We start from the raw sequence: 25,382 nt of genomic DNA on the forward strand, positions 1-25,382 counted from the left end.
AACCCCATGCTCACGATTCGTCCGATGACCGAAGAGGATTTTGCGCTGTTCTGGCCGACCTATCGCGCCATCGTCGCTGCTCAGGAAACCTATGCATTCGACCCCGCGCAGACCGAGGACGCCGCGCGCGCGCTATGGCTCGATGCGCCGCTCTGCACGTGGATCGCCGAGGAGGACGGCGTGGTGCTGGGCTCGTACTACCTGAAGGCGAACGCGGCCGGCCCCGGCAATCACGTGTGCAATTGCGGCTACATGGTGAGCGAGGCCGCGCGCGGCCGTGGCGTCGCGCGCCTGATGTGCGAGCACTCGCAGCAGGTTGCGCGCGAGCGCGGTTTCCTCGCGATGCAGTTCAACTCGGTGGTCGCGACGAACGAGGTGGCGGTCGCGCTGTGGCAGAAGCTGGGATTTGAAATCGTCGGGCGCCTGCCGCGTGCGTATCGACACGCGCGGCTCGGGTTCGTCGATTGCCTCGTGATGTCCAAGTGGCTGGGGGCGCGCGCATAGGCTTGCGCCGGCGTCAGACGGCGAACGCGCCGTCGAACACGATCCGGTCGTCGAGCGCGAGCGTGCCGCGCGCGAAGATCAGGTCGAGATGGTGGCTGCCGTTTTCGCCGCCGCCGAGCCCGAGGTGCAGGCCAGGATGGCGTTCCTCGAACCCCGCATTGCGGCCGTACAGGCCGCGAATGCCGAGGTTCGTGCCGATGCCGAATTCCTCGATCCGCCGGTGATTCGGATGCCGGTCGAGATAGGCCGAGAAATCGCGCCGGAAGTCCGGATGCTCGCTGTCGAAACCGACGATCGTGCTGTTCTCGACCTGCAGCGTCGCGAGCCGCTCGGCCACCTTGTACTTGATCGCGAACGGCACGGTGCCGAGAAACGTGCCGCTGAAGACGATCGTGCCGTTGAGATCGGTCACGTGCGTCGCGATCTCGCCGGGCACGACGTCGAGGTTGCCCATCCCGTCCACGCTCGTCCATTTCTGGTCCGGCGCGAGCGAGCCCGTCAGCGTGTTGCCGGCTTCGTCGATGAAGCGGATCTGCGCTGCGCGCGCGGCCGCGTCGATCAGCCGGCCGTTGCGTGCCGCGATGTCGTCGAGCGATTCGGCGAACGCCTCGTCGAGATGCGGGCCGTAATCCTTGAACAGCACCGACTTGCTCCAGTGCTCGACGATCGCGGGGCGGATCGCGGCGAGGAACGGCGGCCCGCTCGGCGACGGTGTCGGCAGGCACGACGAGTCGTACAGCAGCACGAACAGGTCGGCGCGGCCGATTGCCGCGACGATCTCGGCGGGCGGGGTGCTTTCGAGGCAGAGGGTCGTGGCGTCGAGTGAATCGGGCAGGGCGGCAAATGCGCGCAACGCGATGTCGCGGTTGCGCGCGTCGTAGGCGACCAGCAGCTTGCCCTGGTCTGCGCGCGCCAGCTTGTCGCGCAGCGCGGGATGGAAGCCGAGTGCGCGGTGCAGGTTCAGCATGCGTGTCTCCGGAAACGGCGGAAGGGACGGCGCCCTTCCGCCTGGTCGAATGGCGCGCTTACAGCGGCCAGAGCGCGGTGCCGAACGGCACCACGGCGTCCTCGACCATCATGTCGACGGCCTCGGGGTGCGTGTCTTCCTGCATCCAGTCGAGCAATTCGATCTGCTGGGTATCCTGCATGTCAATTCTCCTATTCGATATATACGAGACCTTCTACACGGAAACACAGCGGGTTGGCCGCCACTGCCTGTGCGACATTTATTGTCGATGCCTTACAAGCGGAGTCGATATTAATTGACGATTTTGGCGAATGCAATCAGGCGCATTGTTTTTACCTGATGCGCACTAAACACGGGGAATTGGCCGTGTTATCGGGCTACACGGCGCGCGGGCGGAACGCATGAATCGATAAAACCGGGAAGGATTTTAATAAATTAATGGAAGAGGAATCCGGATAGGCAATTGGAATTGCCGATCATGATTTCAATTGGCCGAATCGTTTCGAATGATTGAATTCGGCAAGCCATCCCGCGGCGCCGGCTTGCCGATGAATCAATACGCCATGTGAATCAGCGGAAACGGCCGGCCGGCGGAATCCGTCGCCGAGCGTCCGACGTCCCGGAAGCCGTAGCGGCGATAGAACGCGTGCGCGCCCGGGTTCTGCTCGTTGACGTCGACCGTCAGGCGCGCATGCTTCGCGCGGACATGATCGAGCAGGCGCGTGCCGACGCGCTGGCCGAACCGCTCGGGATCCACGAACAGCATCTCGACCTGCGCGTCGTTCACGCCGATGAAGCCGGCGACGCGGCCGTCGTCGGCTTCGGCGACCCATACCGCGACGCTCGGCAGGTAGAGATCGCGAACCTGCGGGTAGAGCGCGGCGATGTCGTGTTCGGTGAGGAACGTGTGCGTGGCCTGCACGGCGCGGTGCCAGATGTCCAGCAGCGCGGGATTGTCCTCGGGGGTGCGTTCTCGGATCCTCATCGTTGTTGTAGTCAGGTTGAACGCCGCGAATTCTAACCGGGCGGGCGCAGATCCTGAAGCAGCGTCGGCACGAGCTCCGACACGGTCGGATGGATGTGCATCGCGCGGCTGATCGTCGTGTACGGCGCGCCAGCGGCCATCACGTCGAGCATCCCGTGCACGACTTCATCGCCCGTCACGCCGAGGATCGTCGCGCCGAGGATCGCATGGCTGTCCGCGTCGACGATCACCTTCATGAACCCGAGGCTTTCGCCTTTTTCGACCGCGCGGCCGACGCGGGTCATCGGGCGCGTGCCGACGAGCAGCCGGCGGCCCGTCTGCTTCGCTTCCGCGAGTGTCATGCCGACGCGGCCGAGCGGCGGATCGACATACATCGCGTATGCCGTGATGCGGTCGGACACCTTGCGCGGATCGTCATCGAGCAGGTTGGCCGCGACGATCTCGTAGTCGTTGTATGCGGTATGCGTGAACGCGCCGCGCCCGTTGCAGTCGCCGAGCGCCCAGATGCCGGGCACGTTCGTGCGCAACTGCTCGTCGACCTCGATATAGCCGCGCGCGTCGGTCGCGACGCCCGCGCGGTCGAGCCCGAGATCGTCGGTGTTCGGCACGCGTCCGACTGCGAGCAGCAGGTGCGAGCCCGCGACCTCGCGGCCGCCGCCCGCGCAGTCGAGGCCGACGACGACGCGGTGCCCGTCGCGCCGTGCGCTCAGGCAGGTCGCATCGAGCTGCACGTCGATCCCTTCTCCTTCGAGGATCTCGCGCACGGCCTGCGACACGTCCTCGTCCTCGCGGCGGATCAGGCGGGGGCCCTTCTCGACGATCGTGACCTGCGACCCGAAGCGGCGATACATCTGGCCGAATTCGAGCCCGACGTAGCTGCCGCCGACGATCACGAGGTGCGCGGGCAGGAAGTCGACGTCCATCATCGTCGAGTTGGTCAGGTACGGCACCGTGTCGAGGCCCGGCATCGCGGGCACCTGCGCGCGGCCGCCGACGTTGACGAAGATGCGTTCCGCCTCGAGCAGCGCGTCGCCCACGCGCACCGTGCGGGCGCTCTCGAAACGCGCGTGGCCCTGCAGCACCGTCGCGCGTTCCAGCCCGCGCACCCATTGCTCGACACCGTGGTTCGAGCGGCCGGAGATCTGGTCCTTGCGCGCCTTCACGCGCGGCTTTCATGTCGACGGTGACGGGGCCGCCGACCGACACGCCGTATTCGCCGGCCCGCCGCGCGAGGTGCGCGGCGTACGCGCTCGCGATCAGCGTCTTGGTCGGGATGCAGCCGGTGTTCACGCAGGTGCCGCCGAAGCGGCCGCGCTCGATGATCGCGACCTTCATTCCGGCGGCGGACAGCCGCGCGGCGAGTGGCGGCCCGGCTTGCCCGGTGCCGATGACGATCGCGTCGAAGTGCTGGGTCATGGCATTCTCCTTCGCTGCTGCGGGGTGGGCCGGGGCCGCGTGCACGGCCCGGGCGTCCGCCTATGGTAGACCTGCCGGCGGGGGCCCGCGAGCGGTTCGGGCGCGCGGCGCGCCCCTGCCGGCGTAGCGGGAAGCGTGCCAGAATCGCCGTTCGGCCCGTTCATCGCGGGCCGGCCGGGCTCCGGCGGGCGGGGCCGCTATTTCGAGGAGAGACGGATGACCGCAATGACCGCCGTTTTCGGCATTCTGGTCGCGCTATGGCTCGGCGCGATGATTCCGGGCCCGAGCTTCGTGCTGGTTGCCCGCAATGCGATCGGGCTGTCGCGCCGCGACGGGCTGGCCACCGCGCTCGGCATGGGCATCGGCGGCATCGTGTTCGGCGGCGTCGCGCTGGCCGGGCTCTATACGCTGCTGCAGGCCGTCGAATGGCTGTACGTGGGCCTCAAGGTGGCGGGCGGCGCGTACCTGATCTACATGGCGTCGAAGATCTGGCGCGGCGCGGCTCACCCGATCGAGGTCGCCGATCCGGCCGCGGCCCGCGTCGGCAACCCGCGCAAGTCGTTCTGGACGGGCCTCACGACCCAGCTCAGCAACCCGAAGACGGCGATCTGGTACGGCAGCATCTTCGCGGCGCTGCTCCCGCAGCATCCGCCGCTGTGGTGCTATCTGGCGCTGCCGCCGCTCGTGTTCGGCGTCGAGTTCGGCTGGTACACGATCGTCGCGCTGTGCTTCTCCACGCGCCGGCCGCGCGAGCTCTACCTGCGCGCGAAGAAGTGGGTCGACCGCGTCGCGGCCGGCGCGATCACGCTGCTCGGGCTGCGGCTGCTCGCGGCGGCGCCGCACGCGGGGCTCTGACGCGCCGGCGGCGCTCAGGGCTTCGGGTATTTCTCCATCAGCGCCCGGAACCGCGCCTCGTCCGGGAAGGCCTTCACCTCGTAACGCACCGGGCGATGCCCGGTGGCCGTCATCAGGTCGCCGCAGAGGCGCAGCAGCTCGGCCATCGGCACGGTGGCGGACTGCTGTGTCCGCGGCCGGAACAGCATGACGCTGTCGGTGTCGGGCAGCAGCGAATGCACGCCTTCGGTCCACACGCTCATGCTGAACAATTCGCCGGTCGGCCGCCGGTACGTGCTGTACTGCGCGACGAACACGTCGAGCCCGTCGCGCGCGTGGGCCTCGTCCATCAGGGCCTGCTGGTCGCGGTAATCGCCGGCGAGATCGCTGACCCACAATTGCTGCAGCCGCGTTGCGAACCCTTCCGGCACGAAGCGCCGCCACGCGGTGCCATCCCAGCGCAGCATCAGCGGCGGCAGCGGGCGCGGCTGCGCGAACGCCCGTTCGGCCACCTGCAGCATCGTGTCGAACCCTGCCGGATTGCGGTCGCCGGTGAGCAGCAGCACCGCGCGGTTCGGTGCCATCACGACCGGCGCGCCGGCGATCGGCTGCCGGTGGAGCAGGTCGGTCAGCAGCAGCCGCGCCGCGTCGTAGTAGTCGCCGAACTGCGCGAGGAACACGCCGTTCTGCAACGCCAGCCACGGGCGGGACGATGCGGCCCGCAGGTTGTCGATCGCGATCTCGCATGCGTCGTCGAACGAGATGCCCCATTCCTGCAGCTTGGTCGTCGTCAGCCGCGACACGCTGAACTCGCCGTCGTACGCGATGCCGATCTCGATGTTCTCGCACAGCGGCCGGAATGCGAGCTCCGGGCGGGTTGCCATCTGCAGATGGATCCCGCCGCGCTCGGTCGCGCTGCGGATCACGGGCCGCAGCTGCGCTTTCGCGTCCGCCAGGCGCGACGGAATGGCGTGCCCGACCACGGCGCTCGCCTGGTGCTTCAGCGTCGCGTGCCGGTCGGCCGGCTTCGCGCCGGCGTATTCCCGGAACAGGTTGTGCAGGTTGATGATGTTCGATGGGGCATCCGGCTGCACGAGGCGGCTCTTCTCGCTTTCGTAGATCCACGCACGCGTGTCGCCGGCCGCGCGCAGCGCGGCCATCAGCCGTTCGGCGAAGATCTGTTGGGTGGGCGGCTTGCGGAAGCGGTCGAGGAGGCGCGTGACGAATTCGGTGAGCATCGTGTGTGAGCGGGTCGGGTTCGCGTCCGTCGACGCGCACCGGCGAGGAAGTGGCGCGGGGCGGGCCCGCTTCCTACCACCCTAGTGATATCGGCCGGCCGCGCGAATTTCTTGAAGGCCGGGGGCGGCCGATCGCGCTGCCGGCCTTGTCCGGCGGGCGTTCGCGCCGCCGCACCCGCTCCGGCGGCCGGCTCGCCGACCGCAATCCGGCGGCCGACCGGCCCGCGACGTGTAAACTGCTGCCTTTTTTGACGGTTTGCAGCATGGTGCAAGCACCTCCGCGCCCGGCGCTGAGCGGCCCGGCGCTCGTCCGGCTGCTCGCGCGCCTGGCCGATGCCGACGTCGCGGAATCCCGGCAGACGCTGTCCGACCGGCTGAGCCAGTGGCTCGGCTGGACCGACGCGATCACGCTGTCGTCCGCGCTGAACGGCAGTCCGCCCGCGGTCGCGGCCGGCGGCGCGCGCCCGGCCGGCGGCGACGCGGAGCGCGACTGCGCGCGCGTGCGCCACGAGCTCGCGCAGGCGATGATGGTCGCCCGCCCGGCCGCCGCGAGCCGCCGCAACGGCGCGCGGCAGGCGCCGCCGGCAGGCGAGACGGCCGATTACGCGGACTATGCGGATTTCCGGCAGCGCTATCTGACCCTGCAGCAGGACATGGAAACGGCGATCGGCCAGTTGCGTGGCCGGCTGCGGGTCGCGCTCGCCGCGCGCTCGTCCGGGATGGCGCGGCTCGCGACGCTCGACGCGATCATGGAGCGCGTGCTCGGCGCGCGCGAGCGCAGCCTGCTGTCGGCCGTGCCCGCGCTGCTCGGTACGCGCTTCGGGCGGCTGCGCGCGGCGGAGCAGCAGGCGCTTGCCGACGCGCAAGACCCGGAACGTCCGGAAAATCCGCAACACCCCGAGCATCCGGCCGTCACGCCCGGCGCATGGCTGGACGTATTCCGCAAGGACATGCAGAGCGTGCTGCTTGCCGAACTCGAAGTCCGGTTTCAAACGGTAGACGGGCTGCTCGCGGCCCTTCGCACCTGCTAATGAACACGCTATGTCCAGAATTCGCCTTGATCTCGTTGTATTTATGGCCGGCCTCGTCGCGGTGTGCTGGATCGGCGTCGGCTATGTCGCGTCGAACCCGCTGGCGTCGGCCGTCACGCTGCTGATCGCCGCGTGCTATCTCACGGGCGCGGCCGAACTGCTGCGCTACCGGCAGGCCACCGCCACGCTCGCCGGTGCCGTCAACGGCCTGTCCGGGCCGCCGCCGGCGCTCGACACGTGGCTCGACACGCTGCACCCCGGCCTGCGCGGCGCCGTGCGCGCGCGGGTCGAAGGCGCGCGCGTCGCGCTGCCGGGCCCGTCGCTCACGCCTTATCTCGTCGGCCTGCTCGTGCTGCTCGGCATGCTCGGCACGCTGCTCGGGATGGTCGTCACGCTGAAGGGCACGGGCGCCGCGCTCGAAAGCGCGACCGATCTCGACGCGATCCGCGCGTCGCTGATCGCGCCGGTGAAGGGCCTCGGCTTCGCATTCGGCACGTCGATCGCGGGTGTCGCGACGTCCGCGATGCTCGGCCTGCTGTCCGCGCTCGTGCGCCGCGAGCGGATCGATGCGGGCCAGCAGCTCGACGCGAGGATCGCGACGACGTTGCGCGTGCATTCGTCCGCGCACCGGCGCGACGAATCGTTCCGGCTGCTGCAGCGCCAGGCCGACGTGATGCCGGCGCTGGTCGACCGCCTGCAGACGATGATGACGTCGCTCGAGGCGCGCAGCGTCGCGCTGCACGATCGCCAGATCGAAAGCCAGCAAGCGTTCTTCGACCGGACGGAGCAGGCTTATGCGCGGCTCGCGTCGTCGGTCGGCCAGTCGCTGAAGGAAAGCGCCGCCGAAAGCGCGCGCGTGGCCGGTGCCGCGCTGCAGCCGGTGATGGAAACGACGATGGCCGGGCTCGCACGCGAAATGACCGTGCTGCGCGACGCCGTCACGCACGCGGTCGAGCGGCAGCTGGACGGCCTGTCGAGCGGCTTCGAGAAGACCACCGGCAACGTGACGGCCGTCTGGAGCCGCGCGCTCGACGAGCATCGGCGCTCGAGCGAGGCCGCGGCCGGCCATCTGCATGCCGCGCTCGAACAGTTCACCGAGACCTTCGCGCAGCGTTCGACGGATCTGCTCGACGGCGTCGCGACGCGCCTCGAAGCGACCGAGCAGCGCATGGCCGACGGCTGGCAGCACGCGCTGGCGCGCCAGGAGCAAGTGGGCGAGACGCTGGCCGGCCACAACGCGCGCGCGCTGGAGGCCGCCGCGGCGACGTTCGAGCAGCATTCGGCGTCGCTGCTGCGCGCGATCGGCGAGTCGCACACGGGCCTGCAGGGCGAGCTCGCGTCGCGCGACGAACAGCGGCTGGCCGCGTGGCGCGAATCGCTCGCGGCGATGGCCGCCGCGATGCGCGACGACCTCGCGCAGACGAGCGCACATCACGCGAGCCGCCAGCAGGCGATCTGCGACGCGCTCGCGAAAACGGCGACCGACATCGACGCGCAGACCACGACGTTCGAACAGCATTCGGCATCGCTGCTGAATACGATGCGCGAGTCGCACGCGAATCTGCAAACCGAACTGGCTTCGCGTGACGAACAGCGTCTCGCGGCATGGAGCGCTTCGCTTGCGGAGATGGCGGCGAAGCTGAGCGACGAGTGGGCGCAGACGAGCGCGAACCATACGAACCGCCAGCAGGCGATCTGCGACGCGCTCGCGAAAACGGCAGCCGACATCGGCGTGCAGACCACGACGTTCGAACAGCATTCGGCGTCGCTGCTGAATACGATGCGCGAGTCGCACGCGAATCTGCAAACCGAACTGGCGTCGCGCGACGAACAGCGTCTCACGGCTTGGAGCGCTTCGCTTGCAGAGATGGCAGCAAAGTTGAGCGACGAGTGGGCGAAAACGAGTGCGAGCCACATGGGTCGCCAGCAGGCAATCTGCGATGCGCTCGCGAAAACGGCAACCGACATCGGCGCACAGACCACGACGTTCGAACAGCATTCGGCATCGCTGCTGAACACGATGCGCGAGTCGCACGCGAATCTGCAAACCGAACTGGCTTCGCGCGACGAGCAGCGTCTCGCGGCATGGAGCGCTTCGCTTGCAGAGATGGCAGCAAAGTTGAGCGACGAGTGGGCGCAGACGAGCGCGAACCACACGAACCGCCAACAGGCGATCTGCGATGCGCTGGCGCAAACGGCAACCGACATCGGCGCACAGACCACGACGTTCGAACAGCATTCGGCATCGCTACTGAACACGATGCGCGACTCGCACGCGAACCTGCAGACCGAACTGGCGTCGCGCGACGAACAGCGTCTCGCGGCATGGAGCGCTTCGCTTGCGGAGATGGCGGCGAAGCTGCGCGACGAATGGGCGCACACGAGCGCGCAGGCCGCGACGCGCCAGCAGGACATCTGCGACACGCTGGCCCGCACCGCGAACGACATCACCGCGCAGGCGCAGGTGCATGCGAGCGACACGATCAACGAGATCGCGCGCCTCGTGCAGGCTGCATCGGAGGCGCCGAAGGCCGCGGCCGACGTCGTGGCCGAGCTGCGCCAGCGCCTGTCCGACAGCCTGGTACACGACACCGCGATGCTCGAGGAACGCAGCCGCCTGCTCGCGACGCTCGAAACGCTGCTCGGCGCGGTCAATCACGCGTCGACCGAACAGCGCACCGCGATCGACGCGCTCGTCAGCACGTCGGCCGACCTGCTCGACCGCGTCGGCGCGCGCTTCAACGACACCGTCGATGCGGAAACGCGCAAGCTCGACGCGGTGGCCGCGCAAGTCACGGCGGGCGCGGTCGAAGTCGCGAGCCTCGGCGATGCGTTCGCGATGGCCGTGCAGGTATTCGGCGAGTCGAACGACAAGCTGCTGACCCATCTGCAACGCATCGAGGCCGCGCTCGAGAAATCGCTCGCGCGCAGCGACGAGCAGCTCGAATACTACGTCGCGCAGGCGCGCGAGGTGATCGACCTGAGCATGATGTCGCAGAAGCAGATCGTCGAAGACCTGCAGCAGCTCGCCGGCCGGCGGGCGTCCGTCGGAGCGTAACGCATGCACGACGAAATCGACGGCGGCGCGCCTTCCGCGCCGGTGTGGCCCGCGTTCGCCGACCTGATGTCGGTGCTGCTCGGCGCGTTCGTGCTGATCCTCGTCGGCGTGATCGGCATGCAGTTGCAGCTCACGTCGAAGCTCGAGGAGCCGTGCGCGCGCGCCAGCAGGAAGCGCAGCAGCGCAAGTCGCTCGAGCAGGCGCTCGCCGGGCCGCTCGCGGCCGGCCGCGTGACGCTCGTGAACGGGCGCATCGGCATCAGCGGCAACGTGCTGTTCGCGCTGAACTCCGACCAGTTGCAGCCTGAAGGGAAGGCGCTGCTGAAGACGCTGGCCGCACCGCTGGCCGCCTACCTGAAGACCCGCGACGAGATCCTGATGATCAGCGGTTTCGCCGACGACCAGCAGGTGCATGCCGGCAACCGCCTGTTCGCGGACAACTGGGAGCTGTCGGCCAAGCGCGCGTTGACGGTCACGCGTGCGCTGATCGACGCCGGCGTGCCGGCGTCGTCGGTGTTCGCGGCCGCGTTCGGCTCCGAACAGCCGGTCAGCTCGAATGCGGACGATGAAGGCCGCGCGAAGAACCGCCGCGTGGAGATCGCGCCGGTACCGCGCAAGTCGGCATCGAACGGTGGCCGCCGTGAACCGTGACGCGACGCGCGCCCGCGCGATGCTCGATGCATGGCGCGCATCCGGCGCCGATCGGCTGGACCCGGTGCGCTTTCATCGGATCGACGCACTGGAGCGGCGTGCTGCGGGCCATGACGGCGATGCGCGACGCCTGCTGGATGCGCGGCTCGACGCGCTGCTGGCCGGCTATGCCGACGACGTCGAGCGTGCCGGCGCGCACGCGGACGACGCGAACGAACCAGACGACGTCGCGCAGGCGAGGCCGGCGAGCGGCGCGCTCGCGGGGCTGGTGACGCACATCGCGCGCGACGCGCAGGCGGACCGGGCCGGGATCGACCCGGCGCTGATCGAGTACTTCAGGGAAACCTGGTCGAAGGTCCGCACCGAACAGCAGTACCGCAAGTCGCTCGACCAGGTGCCGCGCAACGCGGGGCCGCTCAATTCGAACAGCCTCGTGCATCGGTCGCTCGCGACGATGCGCGAGCTGTCGCCGGAATATCTGCAGCAGTTCCTGTCGTACGTCGATGCGCTCGCGTGGCTCGAAGACCTCACCGGCGGTGGCGCGCAGGCGGAAAAGGAAGCGCCGCGCGCGAAGGGTGTGAAGAAGGGCGCGCGGAGCAAGGCGCGGTAGCGCGCGGCGGCGTGCCGGGGCGCTCAGCCCGGCGCGGCCGGCCGCAGGATCGCCGCGCGCAATGCGTGCAACGCGCGCGCCAGCGCGTCGGCGAACGGCGGATGCGCGGCGATGCCGGCCGCGTCGAGCTGGCTGCCGAGGATCGGGAGCGTGATCGACGCTTCGTCCACGACGTGAGCGGACATCACCGACAGCGTTTCCTTCAGCGCCGCGTCCGCATGCGTCGCGCGCGGCGATGCGTTCAGCACCGCGACCGGCTTGTACACGAACGCTTCGCATCCGACGACCCAGTCCAGCGCGTTCTTCATCACGCCGGTCACGCCGTGCGCGTATTCCGGGCTCGCGATCAGCACGCCGTCGGCCGCGTTCATCCGGTCGATGAAGTCGCGAACCGGTTCGGGCGTCGGGTGCTCGACGTCGGGATTGAAGAGCGGGAACTGTCCGAGATGCAGGAACCGGGCGACATGCATGTCCGGCGGCGCAACGGCGGCCGCGGCGTCGAGCAGCGCCGCGTTGCAGGAACACGCGCGGAGGCTGCCGCACAACGCGACGATCTCCATGCGCGTGGAAGTTGAGGTTCGAGGTTCGATCGGCATCGGTGAGCGCCGGGAGGGCGGCGAAGGCAGGCTGCGTTGGGTGGGAACCGGGCGGATTATCGCATCGGGGCGGCGGGATGACTGCCCAAGCAGCGGACCATCATTTCCGGATTATCGATAAATCGCGTGTGAGCCGTCGAATTGAATCGAATCGATTCCGAATGCGCAATGTCGTGAATCGGTAAATATGACTTTGATGCTGACTGCATTTTGATTTCGATCGGTATTTATTTGCCGATTGATTTGGCCATGATGCCGGCGGCATCCCGGAACCGGTTTCCCGAACCGGGTTCGATCGGCTTGCGAATCTCCGCGGCGATTTAAAAGAACGTCAAAAGCTTGCGGATGCTTATGAATTTCCTTTCGATTTGTTATATTTGGCGGCGCGTCCGGCGGCTGAGAGACCGTGACAAACGGGCGCGTCGCGGGGCAGGCATTCGCCCCGCCCGATAACAAAGAGGTTAATCATGAGTTTCGCGGAAAACAGGGGCGCGGGCGGGATTGCCGGCGGCGCCGTCCCGGCTTCGGCGGGTGGCCTGGCGAGTCTGGGTTCGATTGCCGGCATGGCGGGGCAGCTCGGCGCGCTGACCGGCATGCCGGGCGCGGGATTGCTCGGCGGCGCGGCGAGCGCCGTCCGGCTCGCGCAGACCGGGATGGCGATGCTGGGCAAGACCCCCGAATCGATCGCCGATGCGCTCAACGCCATGGCGGGCGCGCGCCCGCAACTGACCCAGGAAAACCGCTACGTGACGCTCGATACGCCGCTCGGCCCGGACGTGCTGCTCGTCAGCGCCGCCGTCATCGACGAGCACGTGAACCGCTTGCCCGAGATCCACCTCGACCTGCTGTCCCACCGGAACAACATCGGGCCCGAGCAGATCGTCGGCCAGCGCGTGAAGATCGTGCTGGACCCGCAGAGCAAGAATTTCAGCTTGACGAAGATCGTGGCCGCGTCCGCCGAGACCGACGTGCGCCGCTACTTCGACGGCTATGTCGCGTCGTTCGGCAAGGTCGGCAACTCCGGCACGGTCACGCGCTACGAGATGTCGGTCGTGCCGTGGTTCTGGTTTCTGACCCGCTCGACCGACTGCCGGATCTTCCAGAACAAGACGCCGCAGGACCTCCTGCGCGGGATCTTCCAGGAAATGGGCTTCGCGGATTTCGAATTCGACATCCGCGGCAAGCAGTCGCCGCTCGAATACATCGTGATGTACGACGAGTCGCACTACAACTTCTGCGCGCGGTTGATGGAGCAGGAGGGGCTCGTCTGGACGCACCGCTACGAGAAGGACAAGCATGTCCTCGTGATCGGCGACAGCAATTCGCTGTTCCGTCCGATCCCGCAAGCCGAGACGATCTCGTACTACGCCGACAGCGCGGCCAGCGAACTGAACGGCATCGATCGCTGGGACGAGGCGTTCAGCTTCCGGGTCGGCAAGGTCACGTTCCGCGACTTCAACTACAACCAGCCGTCGTCGTCGCTGATGCACGTCGAGGTGCCGACCGTCAACCTCAAGCACGACAACATTCAGGCGACCGAACGTTATCAATTCCACTCGCTGTACGACCACGGCGACGACGGCAACCGCTACGCCCGCTTTGCGATGGAGGCCGAGGAGGCGCAGGCGCGGCGTTTCAACGGCGGCGGCTATGCGCGCGGGATGACGACGAACGGGCGCTTCACGCTCGCCAATCACGCGTCGTCGTCCTACAACGGCAAGGAGTTCGTGATCCTGCGCGTGCGCCATCGGGCGGTCAACGATTACACGCGCCAGGGCGCCGAGCTGCCGTATCGCAACTCGTTCACGTGTTTGCCGTTCGACATTCCGTTCCGGCCGGAACGGCGCACCCGCAAGCCGTCCATGCACGGCACGCAGTCGGCGATCGTCGTCGGGCCGAAGGGCGAGGAAATCTATACCAACGGCAGCGCGGTGAAGGTGCATTTTCCGTGGGACCGGCGCGGCAAGAAGGACGGCTCCGATTCGATGTGGGTGCGCGTGTCGCAACCGTGGGCCGGCAAGGGCTGGGGCGGCTCCGCGATTCCCCGCATCGGGCAGGAGGTGATCGTCGCGTTCAACCAGGGCGATCCGGACAACCCGGTGATCGTCGGCCGCGTGTTCAACGGCGAGCAAGGCAACCCGTATCACGGTGCGGCCGGCCAGACGATGGGGATCAAGAGCCAGACGCACAAGGGGCAGGGGTCGAACGAGCTGCGGTTCTCCGACGTGGACGGTGCGCAGGAATTCTTCATGCACGCGCAGAAGGACATGAACACCGTCGTCGAGAACAACGAGTCGCATACGGTCGAAGGCGGCGCGCGGAAGGTGTCGGTGCTGAAGGGGGATGAGACGAAGCATGTGGCGCAGGGCAACATGACCGAGATGGTCGCACTCACGCGATCGTCGACCGCCAACGTGATCAACACCAACGCGGTCGCGAGCAAGGCCGGCCCCGGCATGCAGAGCCATCTGGCGAGCGACGGCATCGAGCATCGCGTCGGCGACAGCGTCGTGATCCTGACGCAAGGCAGCATCACGCTGACGCACGGGGCGTCCACGATTCGCATCGACGCGAGCGGCATCTACATCGACGGTCCGGTCATTCATTTGAACCAGGGCGCGTCGTCGGGGCCGTCGGCGCCGGCAGCGAGTGGGGCCGGTGGGGCAGGTCCTGCTGCGGCGGAAGGCGGGGCGGCAGGCGCAGGTGCGGCCGGTGCCGGCGCGGCTGCGGGATCGGCCGCGCCCCCGGTGGAGACGGGGCTCGGTCACGACGTCGACCAGCTTGCCGCGAAATCGCCGGGTCTGCAGGGTGAGCTGAAGAAGCTCCAGGATGAAGGTTGGTCATTCGATTATGGCGCGCCGGGCGGCGGTTCGTTTGCGGATCGCCGCAACAAGACCGTCACGTTCGACGGCAACCTCAAGGGCAAGGTAGCGGAAACCACGCAAACCCTGGCGCACGAAGCAGGCCACGCGACCTACGGGTTCACGCCGGACTATTCGTCGAAAACTGCGTACGTCAATGGCACACTGGCGGACGAAGGCGCGGCGACGCTGAACAACATCAAGGCCCGGCGCGAAATTCTCGCGAACGGCGGCGCGGATATCGGCATTGCCGGCAACAGTGCCAACCACGCGGCGTACAACAAGGCATACGACCAGTTCCTGAAGGACGGCAACGCCGACGCCGCCCGGCAGGCGATCGGCGCGCAATTCGGCAGGGGCGAAATCACGTCGAACACGAAGCAACCTTATGCAGAATATTACGGAGGCTGGTATGACAACAATTTCCCGCCCAAGAAATAACTTGCGACGGGTTCTGATGACGCTTGGCGTGGTGATCTGGCTTGCAGGATGCAGCCAGGCCGATGGAAAAAACGTACAGGATTCACACATGACGCAATCAAAGATGACCCTGTGGCAAGCGATCGACGCGCTGGCGCAGCAGGTTCCGTTCTCGAAGGCCAGGATCGAACAGACGCTGCCGACCCGCTTGACCGAGATCGATCGGGAGGGGAACAAGGTGTTCCACTTCTTCAAGAGCACGCCGGTCACGCTGTCGGACGGCGTGGTCATCGAGAACGTGGATTTGCGCATCAAGCGCCAGGGCGAGCACCCGGGATTCATGGTGCTGCGGCTGGGCGGCACGTGCGTCGGACTCGATGCCGTGCGTGGACGCTACAGTCACCTCGAAATCGTCGACGTTCCGCGCGGTCGTTCGCTCGACGAATCCACGACGCATGCGGAGAAGCTGCCCTGGGGGGAACTGGCGTTCGGCTTCCTGGAGCGCAATCCCGGCTGTCTCGCCTTCGTCGCGTTCGATCCCAAAAAGCAAGACTGAGTCCGGCGCGCCGTGAATAACTTGCGACGGGTTCTGACGACGCTTGGCGTGGTGATCTGGCTTGCCGGATGCAGCCGGGCCGATGGAAAAGACGTACAGGATTCACACATGACGCAATCAACGATGACCCTGTGGCAGGCGATCGACGCGCTGGCGCTGCAGGTCCCGTTCTCGAAGGCTAAGGTCGAACATGCACTGTCGACCCGGTTGACCGCGACCGACGAAGAGGGGAATGACGTGTTCCAGTTCTTCAAGAGCACGCCTGTCACGCTGACGGACGGCGTGGTCATCAAGAACGTGGACTTGCGCGTCAAGCGGCAGGGCGCGCATCCGGGTTTCATGGTGCTGGAGCTGGGCGGGCCGTGCGTCGGACTCGATGCGGTGCGCGCACGCTACAGCCACCTCGAAATCACCGACGTGCCGCGCGGCCGGTCGCTCGAAGAGGCAACGACGCATTCGGCGCAGTTGCCCTGGGGGCAGCTGTCGTTCGGCTTCGAGGAGCGCAATCCCGCCTGTCTCGCCACTGTCTCGTTCAAGCCCAAAAAGCAAGACTGAGTCCGGCGCCTCATGCGGTGTTCCGTGCCGCAACGCGAGGCACGGACACCGGGGCATTCACGCACCACACGGCTGAAGCTGCAACGACGGCTCGCAAATTGACGCACTGCCGCCGGCGTCCTCCCGTACTGAACGGCAAGCCGGCCTCAAGACCGATTCATCCAACGAGTTTCATCGGATAACCAGCATGACCGATCCAGACAACCGCATCCGCATTCACGAAGGCAGCATCACGCTGCCTGACGGATTCGAGGACCGCACCACCAACCTGTTCGTGCCGGCCGATCCGGCGAACCAGCCGAACCTGAGCGTCGCACGCGACTGGCTGAAGGACGGCGAGACGCTCGCGCCGTACGTCGACCGGCAGCTCGCGCTGCTCAAGTCGCGGCTGCAGGGGCACAAGCTGATCGCGCGGCAAGCAGAACGGCTCGGCCCGGATGACCACCGGGCGCTCGCCGGCGAGCGCATCGACGCGAGCCACCGCAACGGTACGCGCGTCGTGTTCCAGCGGCAGGCGGCATTCATCGTTGCGCCGGGGCGCGTGCTGATCTTTACCGCATCGAGCGCCAGGGCCTTCAACGACGAACTGGACGCGTCGTGGCGCACATGGCTCGACGGCTATCGGCCTGCGGACGAAACCGGCGAAGCCGGGCTGGCCTGACGAGGAACGAACACCATGTTCGAGGCCGCACGCGTCACCGATCCGATCGAGCACACCAGCGCGCTCGCGGGTTTCCTGATCGGCGCCGTCATCGGCGTCGCGCTGATCGCCGCGGTCGCGTTTGCGACCTTCACGTGCGGCTTCGGCGTGGCGTTGCTGGCGGGCCTGGTTGCCGGCGTCGGAGCCGGCGCGATCCTGTCGCTAGGAGAGGCGATAGGGAAGATGTTCAGTTCTCCGTCCGGTGCGATCGTCACCGGCTCCGCCAACGTCTTCATCAACGGCAAGCCCGCCGCGTACGCCACGCTGAGCGGCACGGCTTGCGACAAGCACAATCCGGTGCCGCTCGTCGCGCAGGGTTCGACCAACGTCTTCATCAACGGGCGGCCCGCCGCGCGCAAGGACGACAAGATCACGTGCGGCGCGGCGATCGGCGACGGCTCGCACGATACGTTCATTCACGGCGGCACGGAAACCTACCTGCCGGTGGACGACGAGGTGCCGCCGTGGCTCCGTACCACGGTCGACTGGGCATTCGCGCTGGCGGGGCTGGTCGGCGGGCTCGCCGGCCTCGTGAAGGCCGCCGGCGGACTGTCGCGCGCGGTCTTGCCGTGCGCGGCGAAGTTCATCGGCGGCTTCGTGCTCGGAGAGGCCGTGGGGCGCTACGTGGCCGGGCCCGCGATCAATCGCGCGATCGGCGGGATGTTCGGCAATCCTGTCGACGTCACGACCGGGCGCAAGATCCTGCTCGCCGAATCGGAAACCGATTACGTCATTCCGGCTCCGCTGCCGGTCGCGATCAGGCGCTTCTATTCGAGCGGCCTCGACCACGTCGGCACGCTCGGCCGCGGCTGGGTGCTGCCGTGGGACCTGCGGCTGCAGGCGCGCGACGGGCGGCTCTGGTACACGGACGCGCAAGGGCGCGAAAGCGGGTTTCCGCTGGTTCGCAACGGGCAGTCGTCGTTCAGCGAGAGCGAGCAGCGCTATCTGACCTGCACGCCCGACGGGCGTTACGTGCTGCACGACGTCGGCGAAACGTATTACGACTTCGGGCGGCTCGATCCCGACACGGACCGGATCGCGTGGGTGCGCCGCATCGAGGACCAGGCCGGGCAGTGGACGCAGTTCGAGCGCGACAGTCAGGGGCGCGTGCGCGAGATCCTCACCTGCGGCGGCATACAGGCGGTGCTCGATTACGAGGCCGTCCACGGCCGGCTCGCAACGGTCACGCTTGTCCACGGTGACGAGCGCCGTCTCGCCGTCGCCTATGGATACGACGACAACGGTCAGATGGCGTCGGTGACGGACGCGAACGGCGCGGTCGTGCGCCGCTTTGCGTATGCCGACGGCTTGATGACGAGCCACACGAACGCGCTGGGATTCGTGTCGAGCTACAAGTGGGCGGCGATCGGCGGGCAGCCGCGCGTCGTCGCGACGCAGACCAGCGAGGGCGAGCACTGGACGTTCGAATACGACCTCGACGCGCGGGAGAGCCGCGTTCGCCATCTCGACGGACGTTCGGCGAGATGGCGTTACGACGCGCAGTTCCAGGTCGTCGAATGCACGGATCTCGACGGCGCGCAGTACCGGATCGAGTACAACGATGCCGGCAGGCCGATTGCGTTCATGCTGCCCGGCGAGCGCAAGGTCGCGCTGGAATATGACGACGCGGGGCGCATCGTCGCCGAAACCGATCCGCTCGGGCGCACGACGCGCACGCGGTACGACGGCAACAGCCTGCGTCCGGTGGAAATCACCGCGCCGGACGGTGGCGTCTGGCAGGCGGAATATGACCGTCAGGGGCGCCTGCTGCTCAGCCGCGATCCGCTTGGCCGGATCAACCGGTACGAGTATCCCGACGGGCTGACGTCGCAGCCCGCCGCGCATGTCGATGCGCGCGGGGGACGCAAGGCGCTGGCGTGGAACCGGCTCGGTCAGCTCGTCGCCTATACGGATTGCTCGGGGAAGACCACGCGCAGCGAGTTCGACGCGTTCGGACTGCCGGTCGCCACGGAAAACGCATTGGGGCAGCGCGTCTCGTACGCGATGCGGCCGACCGGCGAACCGGTGCGCATCGCCTATCCGGACGGCAGCGAGGAGTCCTTCGAATACGATGCGGCTGGGCTCGTCGTGCGACATGTCGGATTGGGCGGACGCATCCGGCAATCGATCCGCAATGCGCGTGGCCAGTTGCGCGAAGCGATCGATCCGGCGGGGCGCCGGCTCGTGTATCGCTACGATGCCGAAGGGCGGCTGTTCGAGCTGCTGAACGATCATGCGCGCTATGCGTTCGCCTATGACGCGGGCGGGCGTTTGCTGTCCGAAACGCGGCCGGATGGCGTGAAGCGGCGCTTTGCCTACGACGATGCCGGCGGGCTTCGGGAGCTGACGATCGTCGGTGCGGCTGACGATGCGAATCGTCGTGATGCGCAGGCCGTTCGGGTGCTTCGCTTCGAGCGCGACCTGATGGGGAATCTGACGGCGCAGCATACGCCGACCGACGTGACTCGCTACGAGCGCGATGCGGGAGACCGGCTGCTTGCCGTCGAGCGGACGCCGACCGATGCGGGTGTCGCGCTCGGTATCGAGCCGGATGCGGTCAGGTTCGAATATGACAAGGGCGGGCGGCTGATTGCCGAGCATGGCGTGAACGGCACGGTCGGATACGCGCTGGACGAACTGGACAACGTGTCGACGCTGTCGTTGCCGCATGAGCAGACGCTGCAGATGCTGCGATACGGCTCGGGCCACGTGCACCAGATTCGCTGCGGCGACCAGGTGGTCAGCGATTTCGAACGGGACGACCTGCATCGCGAGATCTTGCGGACGCAAGGGCGTCTGGTCGAACGGTCGGGTTATGACTTGCTGGGACGCAAGCTTTGGCAGGCGGCCGGGTTGTCGCCGGAGACGACCGGCCGGATGCGTGGGCAGTTGTGGCGCAATTACGGTTACGACGCGGCCGGCGAGCTGACGGAGATGAGCGACAGCCTGCGGGGCAGCACGCAATACAGCTACGACCCGGCGGGGCGGTTGATGCGGCAGTACCGCACGGCGGACCGGCATCTCGAGGAATTCGCGTGGGATGCGGCCGGCAATCTGCTGGATGACGGACAGCGTCGCAGCCGCGGTTACGTGGAAGGCAACCGGCTGCGGATGTGGCAGGACTTGCGGTTCGCTTATGACGCGTTCGGGAATCTTGCGACGAAACAGCAGGGGCCGAATCGGACGCAGCGGTTTGGCTACGATGGGCAGGATCGGTTGATTGCCGTGCGGACGGAAGATGCGAGCGGGGTGGTCGAAGCGCGGTTCGAGTATGACCCGCTTGGACGGCGGACGGCGAAGACCGAAACTTGCTTCGATCATCGCGGCGTGGAGCTGCGTGCCGAGCGCAAGCGGTTCGTGTGGGAAGGGTTGAGGCTCGCGCAAGAGATTCGCGAAACCGGCGTCAGCAGCTATGTTTACAGCCCGGATGCGCCGTATACGCCGGCGGCGCGTGTCGACGCGGTGATCGCGGACGCGGTTGCGGCGGTTGCGATCGACGAGGCGAAACACGCGGCACGGGTCTACCATTTCCATACGGATCTGGTCGGTGCGCCGCTGGAGGTGACGGACGAGGCAGGAGAGGTCGCGTGGGCCGGTCGGTATTCGGCTTGGGGGAAGGTCGATGCTGGGGATCGGCAGTTGGCGGCGCCGCGTATAGAGCAGCCGTTGCGGTATGCGGGGCAGTATGCTGACGACAGTACCGGGCTGCATTACAACACGTTCCGGTTTTATGACCCGGATGTGGGGAGGTTCGTTAATCAGGATCCGATTGGGTTGGGCGGTGGAAATAACTTGTATGCGTACGTCCCGAATCCGGTGAGCTGGATTGATCCGCTTGGATGGATGCCATGGCCGTGGAATCCCAACGGGATGGGGCATCATCTGATTCCGCGTGGCAAGGCGAACAGTATCGGGCTCGATGCGTTAGGTACGGAGAGAAACACACCGACATTCTTTCCCGATCCATATGAAGCCGGCATGCACGAGGAGTTGCATCGCGCTATCAAGGGTGATGTCGGTAAACTTCAGGGGCCGTGGACGGGAACTGCAGAAGAGTTATTCGAGGCAACATCAAAGGGGTTGGATAGTGTGAGCCACATAAAGGGTGATCTTCGAATACCAGCGACCGGTGAGGTTCTTGCTACAAACGTTACTCCCAAGCAGGCGCATGCGAAGCTAGTTGACTGGTTTAAATCAAAGAAAGGCGGAGGGTGCTGATGCTGCTCGATTCGGTGAAAATAGACGTTGATTTTAATGGAATAGTTATTTTTTCGTATCCGGATTTGATGAATTTTTTTGCCGATCCAGTGGTTAATGGGCAAAACATTCTGAGCGACTTTACTCAAACTGACTTGGGTGACAAGGTCGTTGATGGCGGTGTTGTGCTTCCTATCATTAATATTGATGACGGTGGCTACCTTGTTCGTTTTTTTGAGGGTGATCCTGAGAGCTCCGTGCGTCGTAGAGTTGTATTTTCAGACTCGGGATATGTGTTGAAGATTGATGGCGATCTTTACATAGCGGACGCTGCCGTGTTTTGGGATTGGGGGGAATATCTTGGGTGGACGAAGGTCGCGATTCCACGTGGATACTACTCCGTAAAAATTGAAGGTGTTCAACATATAAGCGACGATGGTTCAGTTGGTAGCATCGGCTATGATGTTATTGTTAACCGAGTAGAAGATTTGCCAAAGAGAACTGCACAGATTCGGCAAGATAGCCGCGTCTCTTAATGGTGTGTGAGCGCGTCGTCAGGGGGCAGGGCAGCGTGCGGAACGACGGGCGTCGACGTGAGGCCGCCCGTGATCGGCCGAGGCCGATCGATCACGGCAAATCTGCGATCGTTGACCGTCACTGCTTCCGGACTCGCGAAGGACATGGGGCCGCCAGGGCACTGCTCGAGTCATAGTCAATACACTGCTGCTATCGAGGCCGAGCTGAAAAAACTCAATCAGCACTTCCTCGCTGGACGGCTCAGCGACACCCAACTCGCTCTCGGTGTTGGACGCATCCAAAATATGGCGCGAGAGAGGCTTGAGACGGGGAAGCATGTGATTGATGTAATAACTGGAAGGCTACTTTGATGGATGCTCGATTCTATGTCGTTCAATATCGTCAGGGTGAGTTTGGGTGCCCGCACTTCTTGTCGGGAGCAGTAAATCGCGACGAGTGGGAGTGGTCAATGTATGTTGGTGATCCATTCAGCGTGGCAGTGGAGCACGATTACATATATCAGCTTGCGGACTCTAAGGATTCGGTTGATTTTGATTTTTACGGAAGTCAAACGAATTTTGTGTCAGAGCAGTTTTTGCAAGTATGTGACGCGATGAAGGTTCGTTATCGTGCAATTCCATTGCGGATCACGTGCGATGGTAAAGATGTTGGAGATAAGCGCTATTCGATATTTCTTCCGGCGGAACGCGCTGCGTTGCTTGATCGGAGTAGTTCTGAATTTTTGGAAGATAGGGATATGGAATCAGGGGAAATTGCTGAGAACAATCTTTTTCCCGGTACTCCAATGTACAGCTGGATCAAGCGATTTGTTCCCCGTGATGATTGTACGTCAGCCTTGTTTCGGAGTGTCGAGATAATGGAGCTTGTTTGTAATGAGAAATTCAAGGAGGCGGCGGAGCGGGCGGTGTTGAAGGGTATAGAGTTTATTCCAATCGATAGTAATTATATTTATGACCCGTGGGGCGAGGCTTCATAGGGCTGCGTTGTTGTTCACGTTTCTCCCGCTGCATTTTGTCGAGATCGATCTTCAAGGTGATGGCGAACCGATGTTCATGCACAAGGTGAATTGGCTTTGCTTTTGCTGAGAAGCTTCGATCGCACGACCGAAATCCTTCGGAACGAAGTTGACGGACGCTCACAGGCTTTAGCTGCAAGTGATTCGGCACAGCTGTTGAGCCGAGGCTACTTCACGAGCGCCGACGGCCGGCTGGATACGTGTCGGAGAGTTGGACAACGTGTCGACGCTGTCATTGCCGCACAAGCAGCCACTGCAGACGCTGCGGTACGGCTCGAGGCACGTGTACCAGCTATGTCAGGTGCTGAATTGAAGAATATCGTTTTTGTTCCATCGAAATCGACTGAGGAGTCGGTGGAGTTTTATGTCAATGAACTGGCGCTGTTCGAGGTTGCCGATGATCTTGGCCGGGGGAATGTATTTCTCCGATATATCCGGAGTGAGGATTTTTATTTGATGCTTTCTCTGGAGTTGGGTGTGCGAGAAGGTGATGCGCCGATATTCTCTGTCTGGGTTGATGACTGTTTTGGTGAGTATAATCGTCTAAAAGGCTTTGATTTCAAGAGTGGGGCGGAAATCCTCTCGAATCCGGGGTTTGTGGAGTGGCCGCTGGGTAAATTTTTAAAAATAAGGGATCCCGCTGGAAATGTATTTGATTTGAGTGAATGGTATGTGTAGGGCGATGGGCATGTCAGTGAGATGCGGAGGTCGCGTGAGGTGGCCGATATTCGTCTTGAGACGTGGTGGGCGGTGATTGCTAAAGTGTGATGAGAGCAGATATTTTTGTGCCAACAGTTTCCGTGGACGAGCAGGTTCGATTCTATGTGAAAGAATTGCGCCTTTTTGTCGTTTCGCAAGACTACGGTATGGGAGAAATTCTGCTTCGGCATATTGATTGCCCATCGTTTTGTTTGCAACTTCAACCAAATCGAAGTCCGTCTGGCGATTGGCCAATTTTTTGCATGACGACGGAAGATTGTCGCTCGGAGTTCGCACGCCTTTCGGTGGTCGCCTTCCAGAAGGGAGGGCTTGTTCCTGATGCAGGGGCAGGTGCTCAGCCGTATGAATATCCCCTCGGTCAAACCATATCGTTACGAGATGCAAGTGGAAATCTGTTTCTGATCACCGAATGGCATCCGAGCGCGCTGTAAGGTTCGTGGACCGATGTATTGGAAGTAGGCGGCAAAGCATAGGTAACACATCAGGTGGAAGGAAGCGGTCATAGTGGAAGATCCGTTTTGCAGCACGCTGTGCGACAGTGAAGCGTGAAATTTGAACAGGACGTGGCATGCCTCTGCTCCTTTTGAGAAATTTCGATTGCGCGCGCGAAGTGCTCCAGTACGCGACAGACCATGGTCCGAAGGCTTTGGTCACTCACGACCCGGCGCGCCAGCCGGATCGCGGTTATTTCACGGTTGTGGACGGGCACTACTACGGCGTCTTTGCGTCTGCTACGGGACCGGTGGCGTTTCGCGACGCACAGCAATGGATGCTGTGTGAAAACCAAGTTCTGACGGAAATGAAGTTGTTGCCCGACGGACGGAAACGATTCGTGGTGACAATACGGAACGAGCGCGTGCTGGATGTCGTATATCAGCCATCCGGCATCGTTGTCGACAATTGGTCCGATGATGAACGCATGATCGACTTCTTCGCATGGCTGCGCGACGGAATGTCGAGTGGGGCGCTTGGCCAGTTTGTCTCCTTTTACACACTGTCAGCGTGAAATTCCGAACACAGCGCTTCAGGTGTCTTTCCGCAAGCGTATCGGCGATTCCGTTTGGAATGCACGACAGTCATGGCCCGGTCCAGCTTGCCGGCGGCTAGCGGCCCCTGATTGTTTGGCCACGATTGTGCTTGCTCCCGGCACGATGGATCGAGCGTCCGGCGCGTCGCCGTTCGGCGGCACCCGAACCGGCCACTCTGGCCAGCGCGCCGACGTGCGAACTGATCGATCGTGTGCAATCGCCGGCCCGTCAGTCATGCCGACCACCTCCGCAAATTCCCCCATCGTCCACCCCGTCCCGAGCAACAGCCGCCGCGTATGCAACGCACCGTGCACGTCATCCGACACGCACTCCCCGAGATAACGCAATTCCCGCCCTTCGATATCGACGAACCCGTGCCGATACTCCCGCGCGAGCATCGTCCACAGCCTTGCCGCCCCGACCGACTGCCGCGCGCCGCTGATCAGGCACAGGCCGGCGTCGAGTCCCCAGCGATACAGCGTGGTCGCAAGCCCCTTGCGCTGGAACGAAGCGCGAAATTTGGAATGCGGCGCCCGCAAATAGCGATCCGCGCGACGCGGGATTTCGGGCAGGCGGTTGAACACCGTATAGCCGGCGAGCTGCCGGGTCGCCGGATCTTCGACATAGAGAAAATATTCGCCGTCCGCCTCGCGGTGGCGGACGATCAGGCCGGAGCGGCCGAGCGCGACGGCCGGCAGGCCGTGCAGGCGATGGCCCGGCTGGTGCAGGCGTGCGTAGAGCGAGTCGAGTTCATCGTCGATGTCGTGCTGGGAATGCTGTACGTCGATGCGCATGGCAAAGGGAGATCGTGTCGAGCGTGTCGAATGAATGGGTCATGGCGATGGAAAACGGAGGAAGCGGCCCCGCGGCTCGGCGAAGCGAGCCGGGGCCGCGAATCAGCTGG

The 25,382-nt window shown here is 64.9% G+C and carries 21 protein-coding genes and 2 pseudogenes; 16 read left to right on the forward strand and 7 right to left on the reverse strand.

What is annotated here, in order from left to right:
- The first annotated feature begins 6 nt into the window (after positions 1–6).
- Complete coding sequence (locus WT26_RS22845) at positions 7–504, forward strand: GNAT family N-acetyltransferase (protein ID WP_069274010.1); 498 nt, start codon at positions 7–9, stop codon at positions 502–504.
- Between the two features lie 13 nt (positions 505–517).
- On the opposite strand, the gene WT26_RS22850 is transcribed toward WT26_RS22845, so the two are convergent.
- From WT26_RS22850 to WT26_RS22860, 4 genes and pseudogenes are all read right to left on the reverse strand, one after another.
- Positions 518–1,471: a leucyl aminopeptidase gene (locus WT26_RS22850; protein ID WP_069274011.1), complete on the reverse strand. Its 954-nt coding sequence runs from the start codon at positions 1,469–1,471 to the stop codon at positions 518–520.
- A 58-nt stretch (positions 1,472–1,529) separates the two neighbouring features.
- On the reverse strand, positions 1,530–1,652 hold the full coding sequence (locus WT26_RS38840) for a hypothetical protein (RefSeq protein WP_257786183.1): 123 nt from the start codon (positions 1,650–1,652) through the stop codon (positions 1,530–1,532).
- A gap of 372 nt (positions 1,653–2,024) precedes the next feature.
- A complete protein-coding gene (locus WT26_RS22855; protein ID WP_069270922.1) occupies positions 2,025–2,456 on the reverse strand; it encodes an acetyltransferase in 432 nt (143 codons plus the stop codon).
- A 32-nt stretch (positions 2,457–2,488) separates the two neighbouring features.
- Positions 2,489–3,872, reverse strand: a pseudogene (locus WT26_RS22860) (FAD-containing oxidoreductase).
- A 216-nt stretch (positions 3,873–4,088) separates the two neighbouring features.
- Between WT26_RS22860 and WT26_RS22865 the strand changes: the two are divergent.
- The gene (locus tag WT26_RS22865) at positions 4,089–4,727 is read left to right on the forward strand and encodes a LysE family translocator (protein WP_069274012.1); all 639 of its coding nucleotides are present in this window, start codon (positions 4,089–4,091) and stop codon (positions 4,725–4,727) included.
- 14 nt (positions 4,728–4,741) lie between these two features.
- Here the strand turns inward: WT26_RS22865 and WT26_RS22870 are convergent, their stop codons facing one another.
- Positions 4,742–5,944 (reverse strand): DUF1444 family protein, encoded by a 1,203-nt coding sequence (locus tag WT26_RS22870; RefSeq protein WP_069274013.1) that lies wholly within the window; start codon positions 5,942–5,944, stop codon positions 4,742–4,744.
- Positions 5,945–6,207: 263 nt separating this feature from the next.
- Here WT26_RS22870 and WT26_RS22875 point away from each other — a divergent pair, with 263 nt between their 5' ends.
- The 4 genes and pseudogenes from WT26_RS22875 (at position 6,208) to WT26_RS22890 (ending at position 11,293) form a co-directional block, all read left to right on the forward strand.
- Positions 6,208–6,975 (forward strand): DUF3348 domain-containing protein, encoded by a 768-nt coding sequence (locus tag WT26_RS22875; RefSeq protein ID WP_069274014.1) that lies wholly within the window; start codon positions 6,208–6,210, stop codon positions 6,973–6,975.
- A gap of 10 nt (positions 6,976–6,985) precedes the next feature.
- Complete coding sequence (locus WT26_RS22880; RefSeq protein WP_069274015.1) at positions 6,986–10,033, forward strand: DUF802 domain-containing protein; 3,048 nt, start codon at positions 6,986–6,988, stop codon at positions 10,031–10,033.
- Positions 10,034–10,036: 3 nt separating this feature from the next.
- A pseudogene (locus WT26_RS22885) lies at positions 10,037–10,683 on the forward strand (OmpA family protein).
- Positions 10,673–11,293, forward strand: coding sequence for a DUF2894 domain-containing protein (locus tag WT26_RS22890; RefSeq protein ID WP_155774689.1), 621 nt, complete (start codon positions 10,673–10,675; stop codon positions 11,291–11,293). Before WT26_RS22885 ends, WT26_RS22890 begins: the two are co-directional and overlap by 11 nt.
- Before the next feature lie 23 nt (positions 11,294–11,316).
- Here the strand turns inward: WT26_RS22890 and WT26_RS22895 are convergent, their stop codons facing one another.
- Positions 11,317–11,889 (reverse strand): NADPH-dependent FMN reductase, encoded by a 573-nt coding sequence (locus WT26_RS22895; RefSeq protein WP_069274016.1) that lies wholly within the window; start codon positions 11,887–11,889, stop codon positions 11,317–11,319.
- 467 nt (positions 11,890–12,356) lie between these two features.
- On the opposite strand from WT26_RS22895, the gene WT26_RS22900 reads away from it, so the two are divergent.
- The 10 genes from WT26_RS22900 to WT26_RS22925 all read left to right on the forward strand — a co-directional run bounded on the left by WT26_RS22900 (position 12,357) and on the right by WT26_RS22925 (position 24,456).
- A complete protein-coding gene (locus WT26_RS22900) occupies positions 12,357–15,191 on the forward strand; it encodes a type VI secretion system Vgr family protein (RefSeq protein WP_069274017.1) in 2,835 nt (944 codons plus the stop codon).
- Positions 15,163–15,726, forward strand: coding sequence for a hypothetical protein (locus WT26_RS22905; RefSeq protein WP_231130510.1), 564 nt, complete (start codon positions 15,163–15,165; stop codon positions 15,724–15,726). Before WT26_RS22900 ends, WT26_RS22905 begins: the two co-directional genes overlap by 29 nt.
- 108 nt (positions 15,727–15,834) lie before the next feature.
- Positions 15,835–16,281: a hypothetical protein gene (locus WT26_RS22910; RefSeq protein ID WP_060135314.1), complete on the forward strand. Its 447-nt coding sequence runs from the start codon at positions 15,835–15,837 to the stop codon at positions 16,279–16,281.
- 187 nt (positions 16,282–16,468) lie between these two features.
- On the forward strand, positions 16,469–16,942 hold the full coding sequence (locus WT26_RS22915; RefSeq protein ID WP_060135311.1) for a DUF1795 domain-containing protein: 474 nt from the start codon (positions 16,469–16,471) through the stop codon (positions 16,940–16,942).
- Positions 16,943–16,957: 15 nt separating this feature from the next.
- Positions 16,958–21,199, forward strand: a complete 4,242-nt coding sequence (locus WT26_RS22920) for an RHS repeat-associated core domain-containing protein (RefSeq protein ID WP_069270928.1) — start codon at positions 16,958–16,960, stop codon at positions 21,197–21,199.
- Positions 21,199–21,714, forward strand: a complete 516-nt coding sequence (locus WT26_RS36190; RefSeq protein WP_080485718.1) for a hypothetical protein — start codon at positions 21,199–21,201, stop codon at positions 21,712–21,714. Before WT26_RS22920 ends, WT26_RS36190 begins: the two co-directional genes overlap by 1 nt.
- A gap of 350 nt (positions 21,715–22,064) precedes the next feature.
- Entirely contained in the window at positions 22,065–22,691 is a 627-nt protein-coding gene (locus WT26_RS37530) for an Imm43 family immunity protein (protein ID WP_155123182.1), read from the forward strand.
- 90 nt (positions 22,692–22,781) lie between these two features.
- Entirely contained in the window at positions 22,782–23,408 is a 627-nt protein-coding gene (locus tag WT26_RS37535; protein WP_155123183.1) for a VOC family protein, read from the forward strand.
- 89 nt (positions 23,409–23,497) lie between these two features.
- A complete protein-coding gene (locus WT26_RS37540) occupies positions 23,498–23,881 on the forward strand; it encodes a VOC family protein (RefSeq protein WP_155123184.1) in 384 nt (127 codons plus the stop codon).
- Positions 23,882–24,018: 137 nt separating this feature from the next.
- Positions 24,019–24,456 (forward strand): hypothetical protein, encoded by a 438-nt coding sequence (locus WT26_RS22925; protein WP_059958811.1) that lies wholly within the window; start codon positions 24,019–24,021, stop codon positions 24,454–24,456.
- An 18-nt stretch (positions 24,457–24,474) separates the two neighbouring features.
- Here the strand turns inward: WT26_RS22925 and WT26_RS22930 are convergent, their stop codons facing one another.
- Positions 24,475–25,272: a histone acetyltransferase gene (locus WT26_RS22930; RefSeq protein WP_069274018.1), complete on the reverse strand. Its 798-nt coding sequence runs from the start codon at positions 25,270–25,272 to the stop codon at positions 24,475–24,477.
- Between the last annotated feature and the right edge of the window lie 110 nt (positions 25,273–25,382).

This window comes from Burkholderia cepacia (genome assembly GCF_001718835.1).
Lineage (GTDB): Bacteria > Pseudomonadota > Gammaproteobacteria > Burkholderiales > Burkholderiaceae > Burkholderia > Burkholderia cepacia_F.